The organism is Psychrobacter sp. DWR1-2-3, from assembly GCF_049896465.1.
GTDB classification, from domain to species: domain Bacteria; phylum Pseudomonadota; class Gammaproteobacteria; order Pseudomonadales; family Moraxellaceae; genus Psychrobacter; species Psychrobacter maritimus.
On record NZ_JAFCUJ010000003.1, the window covers coordinates 437,160 to 457,906 of the forward strand.

At 43.6% G+C, this 20,747-nt stretch carries 15 protein-coding genes; 6 read left to right on the forward strand and 9 right to left on the reverse strand.

The window, feature by feature from the left end:
• Window positions 1–21 precede the first annotated feature (21 nt).
• A complete protein-coding gene (locus ACP7AA_RS08230; protein WP_426223215.1) occupies window positions 22–1,026 on the forward strand; it encodes a YhdH/YhfP family quinone oxidoreductase in 1,005 nt (334 codons plus the stop codon).
• 133 nt (window positions 1,027–1,159) lie between these two features.
• Here the strand turns inward: ACP7AA_RS08230 and ACP7AA_RS08235 are convergent, their stop codons facing one another.
• The 3 genes from ACP7AA_RS08235 to guaA all read right to left on the reverse strand — a co-directional run bounded on the left by ACP7AA_RS08235 (window position 1,160) and on the right by guaA (window position 4,254).
• Window positions 1,160–1,750 carry a hypothetical protein gene (locus tag ACP7AA_RS08235; protein ID WP_426223216.1) on the reverse strand — a complete coding sequence of 197 codons (591 nt, stop codon included), beginning with the start codon at window positions 1,748–1,750 and terminating at the stop codon, window positions 1,160–1,162.
• A 9-nt stretch (window positions 1,751–1,759) separates the two neighbouring features.
• Entirely contained in the window at window positions 1,760–2,098 is a 339-nt protein-coding gene (locus ACP7AA_RS08240) for a hypothetical protein (protein WP_426223217.1), read from the reverse strand.
• Window positions 2,099–2,625: 527 nt separating this feature from the next.
• The gene (guaA, locus tag ACP7AA_RS08245) at window positions 2,626–4,254 is read right to left on the reverse strand and encodes a glutamine-hydrolyzing GMP synthase (protein ID WP_426223218.1); all 1,629 of its coding nucleotides are present in this window, start codon (window positions 4,252–4,254) and stop codon (window positions 2,626–2,628) included.
• A 590-nt stretch (window positions 4,255–4,844) separates the two neighbouring features.
• Between guaA and ACP7AA_RS08250 the strand changes: the two genes are divergently transcribed.
• The 4 genes from ACP7AA_RS08250 (at window position 4,845) to ACP7AA_RS08265 (ending at window position 10,529) form a co-directional block, all read left to right on the forward strand.
• Window positions 4,845–6,605 carry an FAD-binding oxidoreductase gene (locus ACP7AA_RS08250; protein ID WP_426223219.1) on the forward strand — a complete coding sequence of 587 codons (1,761 nt, stop codon included), beginning with the start codon at window positions 4,845–4,847 and terminating at the stop codon, window positions 6,603–6,605.
• Window positions 6,606–6,685: 80 nt separating this feature from the next.
• Window positions 6,686–8,362 (forward strand): glycerol-3-phosphate dehydrogenase/oxidase, encoded by a 1,677-nt coding sequence (locus ACP7AA_RS08255; RefSeq protein ID WP_426223220.1) that lies wholly within the window; start codon window positions 6,686–6,688, stop codon window positions 8,360–8,362.
• Window positions 8,363–8,391: 29 nt separating this feature from the next.
• Complete coding sequence (locus ACP7AA_RS08260) at window positions 8,392–9,960, forward strand: FGGY-family carbohydrate kinase (protein ID WP_426223221.1); 1,569 nt, start codon at window positions 8,392–8,394, stop codon at window positions 9,958–9,960.
• A gap of 71 nt (window positions 9,961–10,031) precedes the next feature.
• Window positions 10,032–10,529: a cupin domain-containing protein gene (locus ACP7AA_RS08265; RefSeq protein WP_201589845.1), complete on the forward strand. Its 498-nt coding sequence runs from the start codon at window positions 10,032–10,034 to the stop codon at window positions 10,527–10,529.
• A gap of 35 nt (window positions 10,530–10,564) precedes the next feature.
• On the opposite strand, the gene ACP7AA_RS08270 is transcribed toward ACP7AA_RS08265, so the two are convergent.
• Window positions 10,565–11,722, reverse strand: coding sequence for a MalY/PatB family protein (locus ACP7AA_RS08270; protein WP_201590583.1), 1,158 nt, complete (start codon window positions 11,720–11,722; stop codon window positions 10,565–10,567).
• A gap of 27 nt (window positions 11,723–11,749) precedes the next feature.
• Window positions 11,750–12,556, reverse strand: coding sequence for a crotonase/enoyl-CoA hydratase family protein (locus ACP7AA_RS08275; protein ID WP_426223222.1), 807 nt, complete (start codon window positions 12,554–12,556; stop codon window positions 11,750–11,752).
• A gap of 243 nt (window positions 12,557–12,799) precedes the next feature.
• Here ACP7AA_RS08275 and rlmF point away from each other — a divergent pair, with 243 nt between their 5' ends.
• On the forward strand, window positions 12,800–13,852 hold the full coding sequence (gene rlmF, locus ACP7AA_RS08280; protein WP_426223283.1) for a 23S rRNA (adenine(1618)-N(6))-methyltransferase RlmF: 1,053 nt from the start codon (window positions 12,800–12,802) through the stop codon (window positions 13,850–13,852).
• A gap of 114 nt (window positions 13,853–13,966) precedes the next feature.
• On the opposite strand, the gene ACP7AA_RS08285 is transcribed toward rlmF, so the two are convergent.
• The 4 genes from ACP7AA_RS08285 to recF form a co-directional block, all read right to left on the reverse strand.
• A complete protein-coding gene (locus ACP7AA_RS08285; RefSeq protein WP_144297356.1) occupies window positions 13,967–14,575 on the reverse strand; it encodes a manganese efflux pump MntP family protein in 609 nt (202 codons plus the stop codon).
• A gap of 59 nt (window positions 14,576–14,634) precedes the next feature.
• A complete protein-coding gene (locus ACP7AA_RS08290; protein WP_426223223.1) occupies window positions 14,635–16,116 on the reverse strand; it encodes a DUF6880 family protein in 1,482 nt (493 codons plus the stop codon).
• Window positions 16,117–16,256: 140 nt separating this feature from the next.
• Window positions 16,257–18,791, reverse strand: coding sequence for a DNA topoisomerase (ATP-hydrolyzing) subunit B (gene gyrB, locus ACP7AA_RS08295; RefSeq protein ID WP_426223284.1), 2,535 nt, complete (start codon window positions 18,789–18,791; stop codon window positions 16,257–16,259).
• A 666-nt stretch (window positions 18,792–19,457) separates the two neighbouring features.
• Window positions 19,458–20,717, reverse strand: a complete 1,260-nt coding sequence (gene recF / locus ACP7AA_RS08300; RefSeq protein ID WP_426223224.1) for a DNA replication/repair protein RecF — start codon at window positions 20,715–20,717, stop codon at window positions 19,458–19,460.
• Between the last annotated feature and the right edge of the window lie 30 nt (window positions 20,718–20,747).

The window sequence follows — 20,747 nt, forward strand, 5'->3', positions numbered from 1 at the left end:
CAATACAAAAGGATTGAGACAATGTCGAATAACAAAACTTTTAAAGCCTTAATAGTCGAAGAAACCAGCAACGGTGAATTTAAAAAAAGTATTGAGCAGCGCAGTGCCAGCGACTTGCCTGACAATGATTTATTAATCGAAGTCCATTACTCATCATTAAACTTCAAAGACGCGATGTCAGCTTCGGGCAATAAAAGAATCACCAAACACTACCCGCACACACCCGGTATTGATGCCGCAGGCGTGGTGGTAAGCGACAAGTCTGGCACGTTTTCTGAAGGCCAAGAAGTCGTGGTCTTTGGTTATGATTTGGGCATGGATACCGATGGCGGCTTAAGCCAGATGATATCTATCCCTGCTGATTGGGCAGTCGAATGTCCGTCTTCTTTAACGCTAAAAGAAGCCATGATTTATGGTACGGGCGGCTTAACCGCAGCCTTAAGCGTGCAAAAGTTAGAGAAAATGGGCGCAAAACCTGAAGACGGTCCAGTCGCGGTCACGGGTGCAACGGGCGGCGTCGGTAGTATCAGTATCGCGATATTAAGTCAGCTTGGCTATGAGGTCATCGCCTTCTCTGGCAAGCCTGAGCAAAGCGACTATCTAAAAGAACTTGGTGCAAGCGAAGTACGTCATCGCGATACCATCAATGAAATCGGTGATAAACCCGTCGGCCGCGAGCTGTGGGCAAACGCTATTGATACCATCGGTGGCGATTATCTAGCCAACTTGCTCAAACAAACCAAAGCAGGCGGTGCGGTTACCTCCTGCGGCCTAGCGGGCGGCGCTGAGTTTACGATGACGGTCATGCCCTTTATCACTCGCGCGGTGTCTCTACTCGGTATCGATTCGGTCTATATTCCACTGGACGATAAAAAGGCTATTTGGCAGCGTGTCGCCACCGATATGAAGTTACCTAATCTCGAAAAGTACGCTGAAGAAATCACGCTTGAGCAAACGACCGAATACTTAGATCGTTTTATGGCGAGTCAAACGGTTGGTCGTTATGTGGTGAATATGCGGGGTTAGGTTTTAGCTTAGAAGATGGTTTTTAGATAATGGCAGCGCTCCTTTTGGGGTGCTGCCTTTTTTTAAAATATAGTGTAGAGTTTAGTTTTGCAGTAAAATAATTTAAAATTAATGTTAGTTGAAAACGATAATTTTAATCATAGAACTGCCTAGCAAATATACTTGTCTTATTTAGATTTACTTTAGGATACTCTTCATAAATGAATTTACACAAATCATCATGCAAGGGCATGAATTCACTCATAATATCTACTATATCTTTCCAAATAATGTCTTCTTCAGAATCGGAGCTATTAGAAAATTTGAAAACAAGGTTATCTGTACTCACATTATAGATATAAGGAGCTTTTCTAATTAAAAAATATAGTTCAAACCACTTGCTCGCCCATGTAATAATTTTGTTCTCAAGTTCTTTATCATATAGATAAAAAGTAGGATTACTTATCATTCTATGAATATGAGGTACATGCTCTAAAAAATTCATTTTAATGTATTTTGGTGCGCTTTCTAAGTAATGATGTACTGAATCCATATCTATGCAATTCATCAATTTACAAAGATTTTCTGTATCTTTCTTTTGCGTTTCTTCGTAATCTAGTTTTGAATCGCTTAAGATATTAAAAAACTGCGGGTAAAACCTTTTAAGTTCGTTAATATCTTTAGATAACTCTTGCTCAATGTCCGTCCAAAATAAAACGCCTATTGCAAAATTTCCTTGCGCCACTCTCTGATTTTATATTTTTTGTATGAAGCTTTGAAGAGGGGCGTCAGGTGGTCTAGTTGTAGCGATATATAGAGTTGATAAACGAGGAGCGAAGGATTCGGCTTTAACAATTTCATCTTCTATTATTTTTTCGGTCAATAAATTTAAAGTATTTTTACATTGCACTCCTATTGAAAATCCAAAGTGATCTTTTCCCGTAATATCTACACCATTCTGTTTCTGACCAGCTCTTCCATATCTATTAAAGTTTGTACTTTTGCATTTTACTTTTATAACTGATAGACATATATCCTCAAACTCATCCCAACTTTTAGGTGTAGGGAAGTTACTACTGGCAATTGTCGGCATTTTTATAACCTTACATACTTAAAATTAAAAACTCACATACTATACAATATTAGTTTTGCATATAAAAAAAGAAAAAAAGCCAGTAGAGTTTATTATCTACTGGCTTTTTCTATATATGGTGCGGGTAGAGGGAGCGAACCCTCAGGGACTATTGGTAACATGGTATATAACATCTGAGCAATAACTGAATCATTTGGCACCCGCAGTACCCCTCCGCACCATTCAATCATTGTGTTCAAGTCCATTACTGGCACTCCCATAATTGTACAAAACAAACCTAAAATTGCGCCTGCGTATACACTCAGAGACAAGATACCGCTCTTCAGTCCTTCAACCAATGCTTTTTCATTACCCAACTTGGTGTGTTTATGTTGCCTAAAACACTTACGTATGCACAATACACTAATTTCACCTAACTTCCAATCTAATATAAATTCATAGCTAAGTTAATGTTTTATCAAAATTCGAGTAAAAACACCCAACCAAGTTGAGTGTTTTTTTTATTTCAGCTAAAGACTAAGTAGAGATTATTCCCACTCAATCGTCGCAGGTGGCTTGCTCGACACATCATAAGTGACGCGTGAGACTTCAGCGATTTCATTCATAATGCGATTCGATACCGTCTCAATCAAATCATATGGCAGATGGGCAAAGCGCGCGGTCATAAAGTCGACAGTTTCAACCGCACGTAGCGCAATCACCCACGCATAGCGGCGGCCATCGCCAACCACGCCGACTGATTTAATCGGTTGGAATACCGCAAACGCTTGCGCAGTCTTATCATACCAGCCTGATTTTTCTAATTCTGCCATAAAGATTGCATCGGCTTGACGTAAGATATCGGCATATTCTTTTTTCACTTCACCCAAGATACGCACGCCCAAACCTGGACCTGGGAACGGATGACGATAAATCATTTTTGCTGGTAATCCAAGTGTGATACCAAGTTTACGTACTTCATCTTTGAACAAATCGCGTAATGGCTCGACCAACTCAAACGCCAAGTCATCTGGCAGACCGCCGACGTTATGATGGCTCTTAATCACGTGTGCCTTGCCTTGATGCGACTTCGCTGACTCGATAACGTCAGGATAAATCGTACCTTGTGCCAAGAACTCAATGACTTTACCGTCGCTCTGCTCGCTGATTTCACGGGCGCTATTGGCAAAGACATCGATAAAGGTTTTACCGATAATTTTACGTTTGGCTTCTGGATCAGACTCACCTGCTAATGCATTTAAGAATAAATCTTCGGCATCGACACGGATGACTTTTACGCCCATGTTTTCAGCAAAGATTTGCATCACTTGATCGCCTTCATGCAGACGCAGCAGACCATTATCAACGAACACACACGTTAGCTGATCACCAATCGCTTTATGCAATAGCGCGGCAACCACTGAGCTATCGACGCCGCCTGATAGACCAAGCAATACTTGCTTGTCACCGATTTGCTCTTTTAACTGTGCCACACGCATATCGACGATATTGTCTGGCGTCCAATCACCCGCACAGTCGCAAATTTGATGTACGAAACGACCCAGTAACGCTTGACCTTGTAAAGTATGCGTCACTTCAGGATGGAACTGTAGACCATAGTACTGCTTGGCATCATCGGCCATAATCGCAATCGGACAGCTCGGCGTACTGGCGATAATATCGAAACCTTGTGGCGCTTCAATGACCTTATCGCCATGACTCATCCACACATCTAGCTTGGCGGTGTTGTTTTCCGTCACGCTATCTTCAATACCATCAGTGAGCTGCGACTGACCATTAACTTCAATCGTCGCTGCGCCAAACTCATGGATATCACTGGCATGAACCTGCCCGCCAAAACGATCCGCCATTGCCTGCATACCGTAGCAAATGCCCAGTACTGGTACACCAAGCTCAAATACCGCCTCGTTGATACGTGGGCTATTCTCTGCATGAACGCTCTCAGGACCACCCGATAGGATGATACCTTTGGCACCAAAATCATGGATACGCTGAGTGTCGATATCATAAGGGAACATCTCACAGAAAACGCCAGAATCGCGCACACGGCGAGCGATTAACTGGCTGTACTGCGAGCCAAAATCGAGAATGAGGATGCGGTCTTCTTTGATAGTAGGCATAGTAGGTAATGCAGAAGTGGCAGCGGCAGTGGTCATAAATCGATGTCCATCAAGAAAAAATTAGTGCCCTATTTTAACAAGTTTGCGCCCATTAATGGCTATTAGATGGTTAATTATTCACGTTTTTTGCGAGTTATTGATGGTTATGAATATTTATTGCTAATGAATGCCGGATATTTAGGATTGTTTGAATATTACCAAGGCAAGAGTCAAAACAGAAAGGTAATAATTTCAAGACTAAATGACAGACTTAACGAGAGGTTTTTTAGCCCATTAAAATGTAACAACTATACAAACAGTATGAATTTTTATTATACAAATGACGAGTCTGTATAAATTTTTCGTTTATATTGTGCTATGCTCAGAGAATAAGCAATTTGGCTTTAACACGATAGATTTAGCAGGGTTGGTTCAAGCTAATTATCAGTCGTTCAGCTATCGTTAAATTGCTCCTGATTATGAAAACCAGACCTAAATCTCACCCTAATAAAAGTGATAGTCGGTTCAAGATAATTTGGATACAGGGAAGACGAGTGAAATGACTACAGGATAGTAGACTGCGCGCGTGTGACCCGTGTCCGATTTATATAAGTTTGACTATATAATAAATTGACAGGTATGTCCCTATGAGCAAAATCAAATCCCTTATTGGTAAAAAACCTACCTCTACCGCAGTAGCCATCAATGATGCTGACAGCAGCGCTTTAGATGCTGCAAAAGATAATGACTCTGCCAATACATCCAATAGTACGTCCGCCAACACGCCGATAGAGCAAACGCGCTGGAATGGCTGGGGCAATATCAGTATCAATAAAAAAGTCTCGCCGCATGGCGCAAAACTTATCAAATCACATATCGGCAAAACAAAAAAGCTCTCCTCTGTTAGCTTACAACAGGTACTCAAAACTGTGCCAAAATCGCGCCTGCCTGCTGCGATGACTAAGCTTGCAACCGTATCTATCGATAAAGAAGTGAGACTCAGACACGCACGCGGTCAAAGCTTCCCAGATTGGATAGCCATGCACAGCGGCGCTTTTGAAGTGTTCCCTGACGGTGTCGCCTTCCCTGAATCGACCGCTGATGTCGAGACTTTATTGACGCTCGCCAGTGAGCATGACCTAATTGTCATTCCGTTTGGTGGTGGCACCTCAGTCGTTGGACATATCAATCCGCAAAAGGGCTCACGCCCGGTACTCACCATTGCCATGAGCAAGATGGATCAGCTTATCGACTTAGATAGCGAGAGCCAAATTGCTACCTTTGGCGCGGGTACACAAGGCCCCTCGGTTGAAGCACAATTAGACGCACAGGGTTACCGCTTAGGGCATTATCCGCAGTCTTGGGAATTATCGACGCTTGGCGGTTGGATTGCCGCGCGCTCTAGTGGTCAGCAGTCATTGGGCTACGGGCGTATCGAGCAGATGTTTGCTGGCGGTACGTTGGTCACGCCGCAGGGTGTACTCAACATCGCTGATATTCCGGCATCATCAGCAGGTCCTGATTTGCGCGAAATGATGATGGGCACCGAAGGCCGTGCTGGTATTTTTACCGAAGTCAAAATGCGCGTACAGCCGCAGCCTGAGGAAGAACTGTTTAAAGTGGCTTTCCTACCCAATTGGGAAGCTGGTAAAGAAGTACTTAGACAAGCCGTGCAAAAAAATATTCGTTTGTCCATGCTACGTTTAAGTAATGCTGTCGAAACTGATGCGCATCTACATTTAGGCACGTCACCGAGCCAGTTTTTAGCCATTAGCGCTTATCTAAAAGCCCGCGGACTAGATTCTCAAAAAGTTATGCTCACTTATGGCGTGTCAAGCGATAAGGCGCAGAATAAATTGGCGCTAACGCAGTTTAATAAGCTGTTGAAGCAGCACGGTAGTGTCACTGGTAAAATCACCGATATTATGGGTAGCGTGTGGGCGCATGGACGTTTTAAATTCCCTTACTTGCGTGGCACTTTATGGGACAAAGGCATCATGGTCGATACCTTTGAGACGGCAACCAATTGGAACAACATCGACGAGCAAATGCAGCAGATGCAAGAAGCGGTGAGAACTTCTTTAACAGATGAAGGCGAGGAGGTCATGGCCTTTACCCATATCTCACACGTCTATAAGCAAGGCGCTAGTCTTTATACCACTTACTTCTTTCGCGCAGCTAAAGACCACGCCACAACCTTAAAACGCTGGCAAAAAATCAAACAGGCAGCCAGTTTAAGTTTGGCCAATGGCACGGCAACGATATCGCATCAGCATGGTGTCGGTCGTGATCATGCGCCTTATCTAGCAGCTGAAAAAGGGAAGCTTGGCATTCAAGTGACTCATGATATGCTCAAAAGCTTAGACCCTGAGCAGCGTATGAACCCCGGCGTTTTAATCGAAGATTAAAAGATAGCCTTAGTACCATTAAATGACTTACCCATTTTAAGTCATTGATTCATTTAAATGTCATGTGAGATAGACCGTTTATGAACCCTACTAAGCCCAATCCGCCCCATCAGCAACGCCAGCAAGCACTAGCGCCTTTATCTCATCGCTCGTCTCAAGTAGAACCGTGGGATATGCTGATTATAGGTGGCGGTATCACAGGCGCTGGAATTGCTCGCGAAGCGGCACGGCGCGGCTTAGCGGTGTTGTTAATTGAGCAAAAAGACTTTGCTTGGGGCACGTCCAGCCGCTCTAGTAAAATGGTACATGGCGGGCTACGTTACATTGCTTCAGGTGATTATAAAACCACCTTGCTTAGCGTGCGTGAGCGTGAACGTATGCTCAGTGAAGCGAGTGGCCTTGTGAATGAGATGCACTATGTTATGCCGCATTATAAAGGCAAGTTCCCACCGCCATGGATATTTAATACCTTGCTACGAGTTTACGATAGGCTTGCGGGTAAGCGTTATTTTACCTACTTTAAAAGAGAGGCTTTTTTAAGCCTAAATCCGCATATCAAGCAAGACAAGTTTTTGGGAGCCAGTCAATTTAGCGATGCGGTGACCGATGACTCGCGGCTGGTGATGCGCGTACTTGATGAGGCAATTAACGACGGCGCGCAGGCGATTAACTACCTAAAAGCAGAATCATTGATTACCAATGAGCAAGGATTGGTGGTAGGCGCAACACTCAAAGATACCTCTTCTGAAGACAACGGCCAAAATTACGATGTTTATGCCAAAGTGGTAGTCAGTGCCACGGGCGCTTGGGCTGACACCTTACGTATGCAAGCCAGCAAGCAATCTGAGCAAAACTTTCATAAACAAATCCGTCCGTCACGCGGCAGTCACTTGGTTATCAGTCAAGAACGTTTACCTCTCAAGCAAGCCTATACCTTTTTGCATCCTGTCGATAAAAGAGCGGTATTTGTCTTTCCATGGGAAAACCGTACCGTCCTTGGCACCACCGATTTGGATCATCCGCCTTTGGACGATAGTGAAGTTGGTATTACTAACGACGAGGTCGATTATCTATTAGCTGCGACTAACGATCTTTTTAGTGATGCTGACCTTAATCGAGAAGATGTCATCAGTACGTGGGCAGGCGTGCGTCCGCTGATTTCAGAAGGTGGCGATGGCAAGCGCGTGAGCCCTAGTAAAGAAAAGCGCGACCACAGCGTGTGGCTCGATAATAATCTGGTGACCGTCAGCGGCGGCAAGCTAACAACCTTTCGCCTTATTGCTTTAGATGTCCTTGAAAAGTGTCAAGAAGTGCTCGCGCTCGATAAATCTGTCATTCAAAATCAAACCATAAATGGCGATCACGTCTTTAGCGATACCACACCAACCAATCCTAAATTTTCTACTTTACCAAAAGATCTACAACAACGCTTACAAGGGTTTTACGGCTTACAGCTCGATACCTTACTTGAGCTAGCGCATGACGAAGATTTGGCTTATATCACCGACAGCAATACCATTTGGGCAGAGATTCGTTTTGCCGCGCGCCATGAGCAGGTTATTCATTTAGATGATTTATTACTGCGACGTACACGCTTGGGTTTAATCCTACCGCATGGCGCAATGACGCCGCTTATCAGCACAAGACTAAAGCAAATATGTCAGCAAGAGCTCGGCTGGGATGAGCAAAAATGGCAACAAGAAGTTGCTCGCTATCAGGACTTGTGGCAGCGCTACTACCATTTGCCTGCGGCTTAATTTATATGACTACATAGTTAAGGACGACTATGACCACGAACCTTGATGACCCTATTTATTTCTTAGCCATTGATAATGGTACCCAAAGCGTCAGAGCGCTTATCTTTGATCAGTTTGGCAGCGAGATTGCCAAAGCCCGCGTCCCTATCGAGCCGTATTTCTCTCTCCAGCCCAATTTTGCCGAGCAACATGCCGATTATTATTGGCAAAAGCTAAGCGAGGCTTGTCAGCAGTTGTGGCAAACCAGCGCTATAAGCCCTGAGCAAATCGCAGGCGTCAGCCTCGCCACCCAGCGCTATACCATGATATGTCTGGATAAAGACAAGCAACCGCTGCGCCCTGCTATTGTTTGGATGGATTTGCGCCGCGGCGAAACCAACGATATCGGCTTTCTTAGTCCATTAACCAAAATCATTGGTATGGGCGAACTGGTAAAAGAAGCACAGCAAAAAGCCCGCTGTAATTGGCTTGCACACCATGAGCCAGAGATGTGGGCAAAGACCGCTCATTACGTCAATCTATCAGCGTACCTTACCTATCAGCTCACAGGCGAATTAGCCGATTCCAATGGTCACGCCCTAGGCTATCTGCCTTATGACTATAAGGCGCAAACATGGCTAAAACCTAAAGATTTAAAATGGCGTTTATTCAGCTGTCGACCTGAGCAAATGCCTAAGATAGTGCCGCCAGGTCAGCCACTTGGCCATATCAGCACCAAAGCAGCTAAAGCCACAGGGATTTTAGAAGGTACGCCGATGATTGCTGCTGCTAGCGATAAAGCTTGCGAAGCGTTGGGCTCTGCTGGTCTGGCAGCCGATACTGCCTGTTTAAGCTTTGGCACTACTGCGACTATCAATACCACGTCGAGCAATTACGTCGAAATCCTTAAGCATATGCCCGCTTACACCGCTGCTGCGCCGAAATACTACAACCATGAGTACATGATCTATCGCGGCTTTTGGATGGTTAGCTGGTTTAAGGAACAATTTGCTCACTATGAAGAGCAGCTAGCAAAGACCCAAGGCATCGATACCGAAAAGCTCCTCGATCAGGCAGTCAAAGACATTCCAGCCGGCTGTATGGGGCTAATGATGCAGCCGTATTGGTCACCCGGCGTCCGTCATCCGGGACTTGAAGGTAAAGGCGCGCTTATTGGGTTTGGCGATGTGCACACGCGGGCGCATGTTTATCGCGCTATCTTAGAGGGGCTGGCTTATGAGCTTAAGCTTGGCTTCAATACCATTGAAAAGCGCACAGGCAAAACCATTAAACACCTGCGTGTCTCTGGTGGCGGCTCCCAAAGTGACTCAGCGATGCAGCTTACTGCCGATATCTTTGGTATGCCCGCTTATCGCCCGCACACTTACGAGGCTTCAGGATTAGGCGCTGCCATCAACTGCGCAGTCGGAATCGGCGTCTATCCTAATCACGCGACTGCAAGTGAGGCAATGACCCATTTAGGCGATGAGTTCTTGCCTATTGACGCCAATGTCCAACTCTACAAACGCCTTTATAATGAGGTTTATCTAAAAATGTATGAGCGCCTAAAACCTTTATATCAAAGCATACAAGATATTACTGGTTATCCTGCAAAGTGAATTAAGCCTCTAAGTTAACTTTATTACTTCTATAGACTCAAGCTTAAGATAATAATAACGGAGACTAAGCTATGACTACACCAAAGTCTGCACTCAAAAACACTCAGCATTACGTCCTAACCAAATCCAATATTGAAAACACCCCTGCAACCAAACACGTCCATCAGTTTAACGACAATGCCATTCGCCATACGGTTTCATTAAGTGATATTGTCGGTCTTACCAAATTCGGTCTGCATCTCGTACGTGTTGAATCGGGTGATGAAACCACGCAACACCACTATCATGAAAATTCAGACGAGTTCATTTATATGCTATCTGGCGAGCTTTCACTACATTATGGCGATGAAGTTTATCAACTACATGCAGGAGATTTTGTCGGTTTCCCCGCACACGGTGCAGCGCATTCTATGCGTAATAATAGTGATACGGACGCTACCTACTTAATGGGAGGCAACAGACCAGCGTTTGATATCTGTAATTATCCAGACATCAAACGCAGAATGTATACTATCCATGGCAAAAAGGAGTTTGTAGACTTAGAGAATTTAGGTCAAATAGAGCATTGAGAACATTAAATCTCGTCTCGCTTTATAAATCCTTATTAACCAATAAACGCCGCATAAACTCGATTTAATCCCTCGCGCAGCAGTGCCTCAGGACACGCCACATTTAGGCGCATTTTAAGATGTCCCTCAGTGCCGTATTTGATACCCGCATTGAGCTCAACCTTCGCCTCTCTTAACTTATCATAAAGCTTCTGATTATCTTGTACATAAGCCGAACAATCCAGCCAAATTAAATACGAGGCTTCTGGGCGCATAATCTTGATATCGGGCAAATGCTCTTCTAAAAAGCTAATGGTTAAGTCAATATTGGCTTCAATATAATTAAGCGCCTGCTCCAACCACTCACCACCCTCTTCATAAGCACTTTGCATCACGGTATAGGCAAATAAATTGAGCTCATATTCATCATTTAACTGCTGCTGCTGACTGATTTTTTTGATTAATGCATCGTCTTTAGCAAATATCATCGAGCCTTTAATACCTGCTACGTTAAAGGTTTTGGTCATCGAGGTCAGGCTGACGACTTTATGCTCGTAACCTTTTGCGAGGGTTAAAAGAGGTGTAAAAGTATAACCACTCAAGGTTAAATCTTGATGAATCTCATCACTGACAATCGCCACATCATGCTTTTTGCAAAGTGCCAGTAACGCTTCAAGCTCCTGCCTCGTCCACACGCGCCCGCCCGGATTGTGCGGATTGCATAATAAATATAGCTTAACCTTATGCTCGATTATCTTGGCTTCGATATCAGCCAAATCCAGACGATACTTCCCCTCGACCTCCTTTAATAGCGATGTCACAAGCGCGCGACCATTTTGCTCAACCTTGGTCATAAAAGGCGTATAAATGGGGTCATTAACCAGTACCGCATCGCCTACTTCAGTAAATACGTTCATCATCAGCGCTAAACTTGGCACGACGCCCGGCGAGAACAAGATATTTTCTTTATCTAGCTGTAAATTATAACGACTGCCATGCCACTGAATAATAGACTCGTACAATGCCTCAGTCGGTTTGGTATAACCCAATATGCCATGCTGCGCAACTTGCTCAATCGCCTTTAAGATAGGCTGGGCGGCCTTAAAGTCCATGTCCGCGACCCATAGCGGGATGGTATCATCGTTATAATGCCATTTGACTGACCCTGTATCACGTCTATCTATTATTTCATCGAAATTGTATTGCACCATCAGTCTCCTAAAGCATAGATCTTTGAATTATTAACGCCCCTTAAACTCAGCCTCCCTTCTCTCTACCATCGCCATCGCACCCTCTTTCGCATCTTCTGAATGAAATAAATGCGGCAAATAGCTATGAATATTAGCCAATGCAGCGGCAGTTCCACTACGACTGACATCTTGTGCTGAGGACAGTAACCCTTGTACGCCAAGCGGTGCAGCTTTACAAATCTCTTGCGCAATAGTTATTGCTCGTTCGTATTCTTCGCCATTCGGCACTACTTCACTGACCAGATTTAGTCTATCAGCAGTTTGCGCGTCAAAGGCTTTACCAGTAAGCAAATACGGCATAGCTTTTTGCCAACCTGCTGCCTGTATGAAACGTACCGTTGCACCGCCAAACGGCATGATACCGCGCTGGACTTCCATTTGTGCAAAGTTGCAGTTATCACTTGCGATGACCACATCACTGTTTAGCATCAGTTCAATGCCCGCGGTAAAGCAGGTGCCTTGTACCGCAACGACGACAGGTTTGCTGCGTAATTTACCACCGATACCCCACGGGTCAATCTCATTATCATTAAAATCAAACGCACCTTTATCCCATTTATCTTGTAGCTCCATTAAATCAAGCCCTGCGGTAAAGTGCTCGCCATGGGCAAATATTAAGGCACAGCGTAAGTTATCGTCACTTTCATAATTCGTCAGTGCTTCGGATAACTGCTGAATCATATGACTATCAAAGGCGTTGCGTTTATCGGCGCGATTGAGCCCAATCAGGCAGATATAGCTGTCGGTTTCATAGGTAATGCGGTTATCAGTGCTGTGGTTATTACTTTCCGTCATCATATTTTTATCCTTTTAAATGTATTATTGTCATCTGCTGCGCTTATAAAATAGCCGCTTTATGTTCATTTAGCTTAGTTTCAATATAGACACCCCTATGCTATAACGCAAGGACAGATATAAGCGCACAGGCAGATTGCTATTTTTTATTCGCTATAGGTAATTCGGTCGCAATGGATAAACAGATAGATGAACGCGAAATCTGCTAAACTGGGTGATTATATTCAAACATTGCAGTCCGAAACTATGACCAGTAAGCCCATCACCAATACATCAAACGTCCGTAGAGCAAGTGCTAATAATCATCGCAATCGCTCACCTGAGACCGCCAAAAAACTCGGCAAGCTACATCCGCGCAATCCCCATCAAGGGCGCTATGACTTTGCGCTATTGACCCGTGCCCTGCCTGAATTGGCCAAGCACACCATCACCAACCCGAATGGCGAGCCGACCATTAACTTCTCTGATAGTGAAGCGGTACGCGTCCTGAATCAGGCGTTACTCGCTCATTATTATGGTGTTAAATTTTGGGACATTCCAGAAGGCTATCTCTGCCCGCCGATACCGGGTCGCGCAGATTACATCCATTATATTGCCGACTTATTGGCGCAAACCACGCACGTTAATGACGACAATACACCGCCGACTGGTAAAGAAATCCACGCCCTTGATATTGGTACCGGTGCCAGTGCCATTTATCCAATTATTGGTAGTCAGAGCTATGGCTGGCGTTTTACCGCGAGTGATATCGACCCTATTTCGGTCAATACCGCCGCGCTTATTTGCGAGTCTAACCCCAAGCTAAAAAGCGCCGTTAAAGTAAAACTACAGCCTGAGCCTAAGTTTATTTTTAAAAACATCATCGGTCGTCAAGATTACTTCGATGTGGTCGTTTGCAACCCACCGTTTCATGCGTCATTAGAAGAAGCGATGCAAGCCAATACCCGCAAGCAGCATAATCTGCAACGCCATCGTGGTAAGAATGAAAACGAGCAAATCAGCCGCCATTCAACCAAGGCTGGAAATGCTGCGCAAAATCTCAACTTTGGTGGTCAGCATAAAGAGCTGTGGTCTGAGGGCGGCGAAATTGCCTTTTTGACCAAAATGATAAAAGAAAGTCAAGATTTTGCCGAGCACGTTGGCTGGTTTACCAGCTTGGTATCAAAGTCAGAGAACGTGAAACCATTACAACTGTTATTAAAACAGCTTGATGTTGCCCAAATGCGCATCATCGAGATGAGCCAAGGTCAAAAGAACACCCGTGTTCTAGCGTGGCGCTTTAATATTGACGAAGCGTAATTAATAAAAAATGACTATCTAAAAAATATTTATTTAACGTTTCACGTGAAACAAAAAAAACCGCTTTGTTTATCAAGGCGGTTTTCTTATAAGTAAGAACTTGAGGTTAATAAACTAGCTAAAGAAAATCACTTTTAAGCCAATGAGTATAAGTACAAATCCGCCAAGCGCTTCCGCCTTATCCTCAAGATACGTACCTGATTTTTTACCCAAATAAACACCAAAAACGCTAAAAATAGCAGTAATAATAGCGATAATCAAACAGGCTAGCCACGCATTAAGCGCCAACAAATTCAGCGTAAAGCCAGCTGCCATGGCATCAATACTGGTCGCTATCGCAAGGGTAAACATGGTGCGATGATTGATATTTTTCTTTAGGTTGTCATTTACAGAAACTGTCTCACTATTTATATGCAGGGCTTTATCTACAACCTCTTCTCCATCTCCAAAAAACACTTCATAAAGCATTTTTCCGCCAAGACCGATAAGGATAAAGCCACCAATCCAAGGTGCAGCCGCAGCCAACCAGCCTAATAAAGCGGCGCCCAATAAATAACCAATCAACGGCATCACGCCCTGCGCAATGCCAAAATACAAGCCCGCATAAATTGCCAAATGCAACACATAACGATGATGTTGTTTTTGTGATTTAGCTCCTAACCCAATCGCAACAGCAAACGCATCCATCGCAAGAGCAATAGCAAGTAATATAACTTCAATCATTTTATTCTTCGCTTATTTCTGCTTATTGCCATAAGTTTCACGTGAAACACTATATCAATCTAATCGTTTACCTTTTCCCAAAAACTACGCTTTTTACCATGCTTGTCTTTAAGGGTAATGACATATTCTTTATGGGTCGCAAGTTCACTGTAAGGCTTAGACGATTTACTAATAACCGTATCAAGTTTGGTTAGACGATCGAAGTAGCGAGCGGCGTGACCATAAGCTTTGCTGCGAGAGCTGTCTAGAATATCGTTAAGTAAAGTGCGGTAAATAATAACTTGAAGTAAATCTGTCTTAGTTGGCAAATCTTTTAACATGCTTGTGAGATCTGTGTAATGCACATCAGCAAACTGGGAATGACGGGCAACTGCAACCTCATTAGCAAGCTCAATCTCTCCTATTTCTAGCAGTAGCGATGTGGCCATAAATACATTTTCTTGTTGTTCTGCCAGCTCATAAGCTCTTTTTCGCCACTTAGATTGCTGAGCAGGACTGGCCACAGCCATGATAGCTTTTAACCGCGAAGGGGTTGATTGTAGCTCAAACGCCTCGCCTAGCACCTCCATGAGCGCGTCGGTATCTTTTTGCATGTGATATATGTGACTCAGCCAATCCAAACGTCTGATCTTATCTAACAGACCATCGCTTTGCCACTCTTCATTTAAGTAGTGTAATGCCTTATCAAAAGCTCTTTGATTTAGCAGAAATGTTAGCAACTCTTCTAATCTTCGAGGATGAACCGGTCTAGTCTCTTGCATCTCAAAGAATATGGTTTCAAAAAAACCCACATCACCTAGCGCCCTTGTTAGGTTTTTTATGGCGATCTCAATTACCATTTTTTCATAGTTAATTGAAAAAGCATCATCACTTAAAGGGCTGTTTTGCCTTTCATTGAGCGTATCTTTAATTGCTTTTTTTGTTTGGATATTCTCACGCTCTTGTTGATAATCACCGATCAATCCACGTATCTCAGTCTCAGATAACAGTTGATCAATATTTTCTAATAAACTATCTTTGGTACCATAATCATTATCGTCAGCCAGCACTTTTACTTTCTTTATCCAAGCTTGACTGAGTATATCGCGCTCATCAACAAGTATGTCTCGCTTTTCTTGCTCATAGCAAGTGCTAGCCACTGCTAGCCAAAATGACGTCAAACTCCTATAAATATCACCGATATAACCGTTGGAATCATCAGCACGTTCTAGGCTAGCATTAGTAGACTCTATAAATAACTCAAGTAACGTCAAGCACTCTTTTGGTTGCTCAGGATAAAGGCTCATTATATCGCTGGCTAAGTGCTGAAGCTCAGTAGCAAATTCACTAGATTCCCAGTAATCTACAAACTTCCTTCGTCTTCTAAGTCCTTTTAGTGTAGTGGTTAACTTTTTTATAAGTTTAGGTTTATCTGATTGTAATAGCAGACGCTCAATTTTTTTATCGAGCATTTTATCTATACCATACACCTCAGAGACAAAATCAATCAAGGTCTTTTTTGATAGTTGTGACAAATACTTCTTTTGTTCTGCGTTTAGCATAGTATTCCCTTCACTACTTTATTGATAATATTTCACATGAAAAAAGCCACCTTGCGAGCAAGATGACTTTATACCAATAAACAATTATATTCAAACTTCAAAACTATAACTTCAAGGTCTATAAACTAAAAGCTTAAAAGCTAAATATCCAAATTAGACACGGTCAGCGCATTCTCTTCAATGAAAATACGACGTGGCTCGACATGGTCACCCATTAGGCAGGTAAACATATGGTCAGCGGCAATCGCATCTTCAATTGTCACGCGTAACATACGGCGGTTTTCAGGATCCATGGTGGTATCCCAAAGCTGATCAGCATTCATCTCGCCCAGCCCTTTATAACGCTGAATCGCCAAACCACGACGCGCCTCAAGCATCATTTGTTGCCAGAGATAATCAAAATCGCGTACTGGGATATCTTTGGTCGTACCTGCGCTTGCTTCACGGCGGATAAAGGCATCTTCTGCAAGCAAGGTATTCCATTCAGCGGATAAGCGCAGCAGCTTGGTATACTCACCTGAATTGATAAAGCTGGCATCTAACAAATAATGATGCGCCAATTGATGCACATAAACAGTGATACGCGGTAACCATTGAGCTTTGGCAGATAAAGAATCACTGTCATCAGCAGTTGTTTCACTTTCATCAGGTTCTACCACTGCGGTCATACCCAATAAATCAGCAGCGGCAGCATCCATATTTTTTGGTTGCGGCGCATGGATATTGACCAGTTCAATCTCAGGATTTAAATCACTACCAAAGTGCTCAAGCTGTGTTTGTAATGACGCTTTCCACGCTTCCATTACTGACTTATCATAAGTCATATCGGTGCTAAGCTTCGGCGTATGCGTCAATGCATCCAATAATACCGCTGGATAACGAATCTGCAAACGCGCTTTGATCAGCTGGGTTTGGTTATAGTCATTGAGCAAGGTCTCAAGCGCTTGCCCAGTAATAGCAGGCGCATCAGCACTGATATGCAACTTAGTATTATCGATCGTCGAGGATAATAAATACGCTTTTAAGGCTTCATCGTCTTTTAAATACAGCTCTTGACGACCTTTTTTTACTTTATAAAGTGGTGGCTGAGCGATATAAATATAACCGCGCTCAATCAATTCTGGCGTTTGACGGAAGAAAAAGGTCAACAGCAGCGTACGAATATGCGAGCCATCGACGTCCGCATCGGTCATGATAATGATTTTATGATAGCGTACTTTATCAGGATTATATTCATCCGGGCCAATGCCGCAACCAAGCGCGGTAATCAAGTTACCAACTTCAGCAGAAGACAGCATTTTGTCAAAACGAGCACGCTCAACGTTAAGAATTTTACCTTTTAGTGGCAAAATTGCTTGGGTCTTACGGCTACGACCTTGCTTGGCTGAACCACCAGCAGAATCCCCTTCGACAATATAAAGCTCTGATAATGCTGGATCTTTTTCTTGGCAATCCGCCAATTTACCCGGTAAACCTGCGATATCTAGCGTGGTTTTACGGCGGGTCATCTCGCGGGCTTTACGCGCGGCATCACGCGCACGGGCGGCATCGATAATCTTATTGGCAATTGCTTTACCAGCACTTGGGTTTTCAAGCAAATAGTCGTTAAACTTATCATGCATGGCCGATTCAACGGCAGATTTCACTTCGCTTGAAACCAGCTTATCTTTAGTCTGACTGGAAAACTTAGGATCAGGTACTTTTACCGAGACAATCGCTGTCAAACCTTCACGCGCATCATCACCCGTGGCGACGATTTTCTCTTTTTTGAATAAATTTTCGCGATCCATATAGCTGTTAAGACCGCGCGTCAAAGCTGAGCGGAAGCCAGATAAATGCGTCCCACCATCACGCTGTGGAATATTATTGGTAAAACACAATACTTTTTCGTTATAGGTGTCCGTCCACTGTAGTGCCACTTCGACACTGATGCCGTCGTCTTGCTCACTAGTGAAATGGAATACTTCATTGATACCGTCTTTGCCAGCATTAATGTAGCTGACAAATTCAGACAAGCCGCCCTTATGCTCAAACTCATGACGTTTATCGATGCGCTCATCGGTTAGGACAATGCGCACTCCAGAGTTTAAAAATGATAGCTCACGTAAGCGTTTGGCTAAAATATCGTACTCAAAAATGGTACCAGTAAAGACATCGTTACTTGGATAAAAACGGATTTGCGTACCGGTTTTATCGGTCGCCTCCATCTGCTGAATATCGGCATCAGGAACGCCATCGGTATAGGTTTGATGATAATGATAGCCTTCGCGCCAAATATTCATCTCAAGCTTTTTAGACAAGGCGTTTACAACTGAAACACCGACGCCGTGTAGGCCGCCCGATACTTTATAGCTGTTGTCATCAAATTTACCGCCAGCATGCAGTACGGTCATAATAACCTGTGCTGCCGATACGCCCTCTTCTGGATGGATATCCACAGGGACGCCGCGACCGTTATCCATGACACTGACCGACTCGTCTTCATGGATAATGATATCAATTTGGTCGCAATGACCAGCCAGCGCCTCATCGATAGAGTTATCCACCACCTCAAAGACCATATGATGCAAGCCGGTACCATCATCGGTATCACCAATATACATACCCGGACGTACGCGCACCGCTTCTAGTCCGCGCAATACACGAATATCTTTGGAGCTATAATCAGAGGGCATTCCTTCAGGGACTGCAGCAGGCGCAGTAATCTCTACAGCGCTGTCGCTCATCAATTGTTCGTGGTCGGTAGGTAATGAATCACTCATGTGTATTCCTTAATCTAGCCATTATCAGCTATATGTCATCTGCTCACCACAATGGCAACGCTCGACGACGTTATCTTAAATTTAACGTTTCATGGTCAAAATATGTAGTTATAGAGTTAGCAAAAGTTTTATCAAAGGTCGTTTAAAAGAAGATAAAACAGTATTAAACAAGTGGACTTAAATACAGCCAATTTCTCAAAGACTGTTTTTAATATACGCTGTCATTTCTTTTACGCTTCATTAAAACAGCTTAGAAGTAAGCATATATCTATCAAGCACTTAGAAGCTGAATATTATCAAACAACCCTTAAACAATACTGATAAAACTTTGTAAGATAACTTGCTGAGAACAGGGCAAAAATAAAGCTCTATTTTAACATTTTTCTAGCGCTAAGTCACTGTTTACTGACAGTTTTCTCGGTATTAAGCAAGTATTTTAGAAAAGCCACTTTTCTGCTAAACACATAAGCATAATAATGAAATTTTGCGGAGAATATGAAGCGTGGTTGATAAAAATGAAGCACAAACTTAGCGGATATTGACGAAACTATTTCTAAAAAACGTTTCTCTAAAACATCTTTATAAAGGCCTTAGGCTTCCTTGTTTCACGTGAAACAAATTAGGTTCTGACCAATATACATGCACCAAAGGTAAAATATCGTCGGTTAAGCTGGTCATAAATACCTGACATGGCAGCTGCGCCAATGTCGACAACAGAATCTCTATCGCCCTAGCATCAAGTTCAGCGGTAATATCGTCTAGTAGCACTACTGGCGTGGCTCGCGCTTTATTATGGTCATTTGGCAAAATAACACTGCTATTGTCCTTTTCTATCGCATGGGTAGAAGTGTTTTCATTAAGCAATAACGGCAATTGTGATAAGCGTAGAGCGGTAATTAACAGTTTTTTCTCGCCGCGAGAGAGAACGTTAGCAGCCTGTTCTTTTATAGTCGGTAGTTTGGCCGCGGTGTCTGCTTTTTCTATGGTTTTTGATACTGCGTTCGCATTGCTGTCTGCTTCGTTGTTAGCATGCTCTGATAAATCACTAGAGCGCCAATGTACATGAATATCGGCGCGGTGATTACCTATCCGCGTATAACCCAGCTGCAAATCCTGCTCCAAACGCTCGTTAAGCTGGATATCTAACGGGATATTGGTGTCGTAGCCAGCGTTATAGCTTAAGCTTAGTTGCTCAGCGTAGGTAGGCAATAACTGCGTGATATTCTTCGCAAAGTAAGGCTGCCAATCGCTAAAGACTCGCTCACGATAATGATGAATAAGCGCCGCATGACTAGCAAGCCCTTTGTCCCATGATTTTAACTCAGCAAGCTGCACTGGCGTTAAGTAACGGCTCTTTTTTAGCAAACTATTGCGCTGTTTTAGTAAACGCTGATAAGCGACCCATTGCGGATGGAAACCCTGTTTCATGTGAAACACTAGCCAATCTAATAGCTGCCGGCGACTGGCACTGCCCTGCTCTAACATATCCATCGACGACGGATCTATCAGTAATGTGGGTAGTTGCTCGGTTAAGATACTTTGGTTATAAACCGTGTTTTGATTCAGCCGTAGAACCGTCGTCGCATCTGTTTGCTTTTGAATAGCTAAGGTATTGCTATCATTGAGCTTAGCGTGCACCGTTGCCGCATTTTGATGGTGCTGAATATAGCGTTTAGGCTGATGATGGCGGAAGCTTTTACCTCTTGAAAGCAAGAATATCGCTTCAAGTAACGAGGTTTTGCCACTGCCATTTGCACCGATAATAACGTTGCAAGCAGCAGTATTTAAACTGATCTGGGTTAGATTACGCAGGTGTGAAATTTGTAGACGTTCAATCATAAGGGTGACAGCCGCCTATATTACGCCCAC

Bases quoted from the DNA above. Each gene is read 5' to 3' on its own strand.
- ACP7AA_RS08230 (WP_426223215.1), top strand. From the start codon at position 22: ATGTCGAATAACAAAACTTTTAAAGCCTTAATAGTCGAAGAAACCAGC.
- ACP7AA_RS08240 (WP_426223217.1), bottom strand. From the start codon at position 2,098: ATGCCGACAATTGCCAGTAGTAACTTCCCTACACCTAAAAGTTGGGAT.
- guaA (WP_426223218.1), bottom strand. From the start codon at position 4,254: ATGACCACTGCCGCTGCCACTTCTGCATTACCTACTATGCCTACTATC.
- ACP7AA_RS08250 (WP_426223219.1), top strand. From the start codon at position 4,845: ATGAGCAAAATCAAATCCCTTATTGGTAAAAAACCTACCTCTACCGCA.
- ACP7AA_RS08255 (WP_426223220.1), top strand. From the start codon at position 6,686: ATGAACCCTACTAAGCCCAATCCGCCCCATCAGCAACGCCAGCAAGCA.
- ACP7AA_RS08260 (WP_426223221.1), top strand. From the start codon at position 8,392: ATGACCACGAACCTTGATGACCCTATTTATTTCTTAGCCATTGATAAT.
- ACP7AA_RS08265 (WP_201589845.1), top strand. From the start codon at position 10,032: ATGACTACACCAAAGTCTGCACTCAAAAACACTCAGCATTACGTCCTA.
- ACP7AA_RS08275 (WP_426223222.1), bottom strand. From the start codon at position 12,556: ATGATGACGGAAAGTAATAACCACAGCACTGATAACCGCATTACCTAT.
- rlmF (WP_426223283.1), top strand. From the start codon at position 12,800: ATGACCAGTAAGCCCATCACCAATACATCAAACGTCCGTAGAGCAAGT.
- ACP7AA_RS08285 (WP_144297356.1), bottom strand. From the start codon at position 14,575: ATGATTGAAGTTATATTACTTGCTATTGCTCTTGCGATGGATGCGTTT.
- ACP7AA_RS08290 (WP_426223223.1), bottom strand. From the start codon at position 16,116: ATGCTAAACGCAGAACAAAAGAAGTATTTGTCACAACTATCAAAAAAG.
- gyrB (WP_426223284.1), bottom strand. From the start codon at position 18,791: ATGCCCTCTGATTATAGCTCCAAAGATATTCGTGTATTGCGCGGACTA.
- recF (WP_426223224.1), bottom strand. From the start codon at position 20,717: ATGATTGAACGTCTACAAATTTCACACCTGCGTAATCTAACCCAGATC.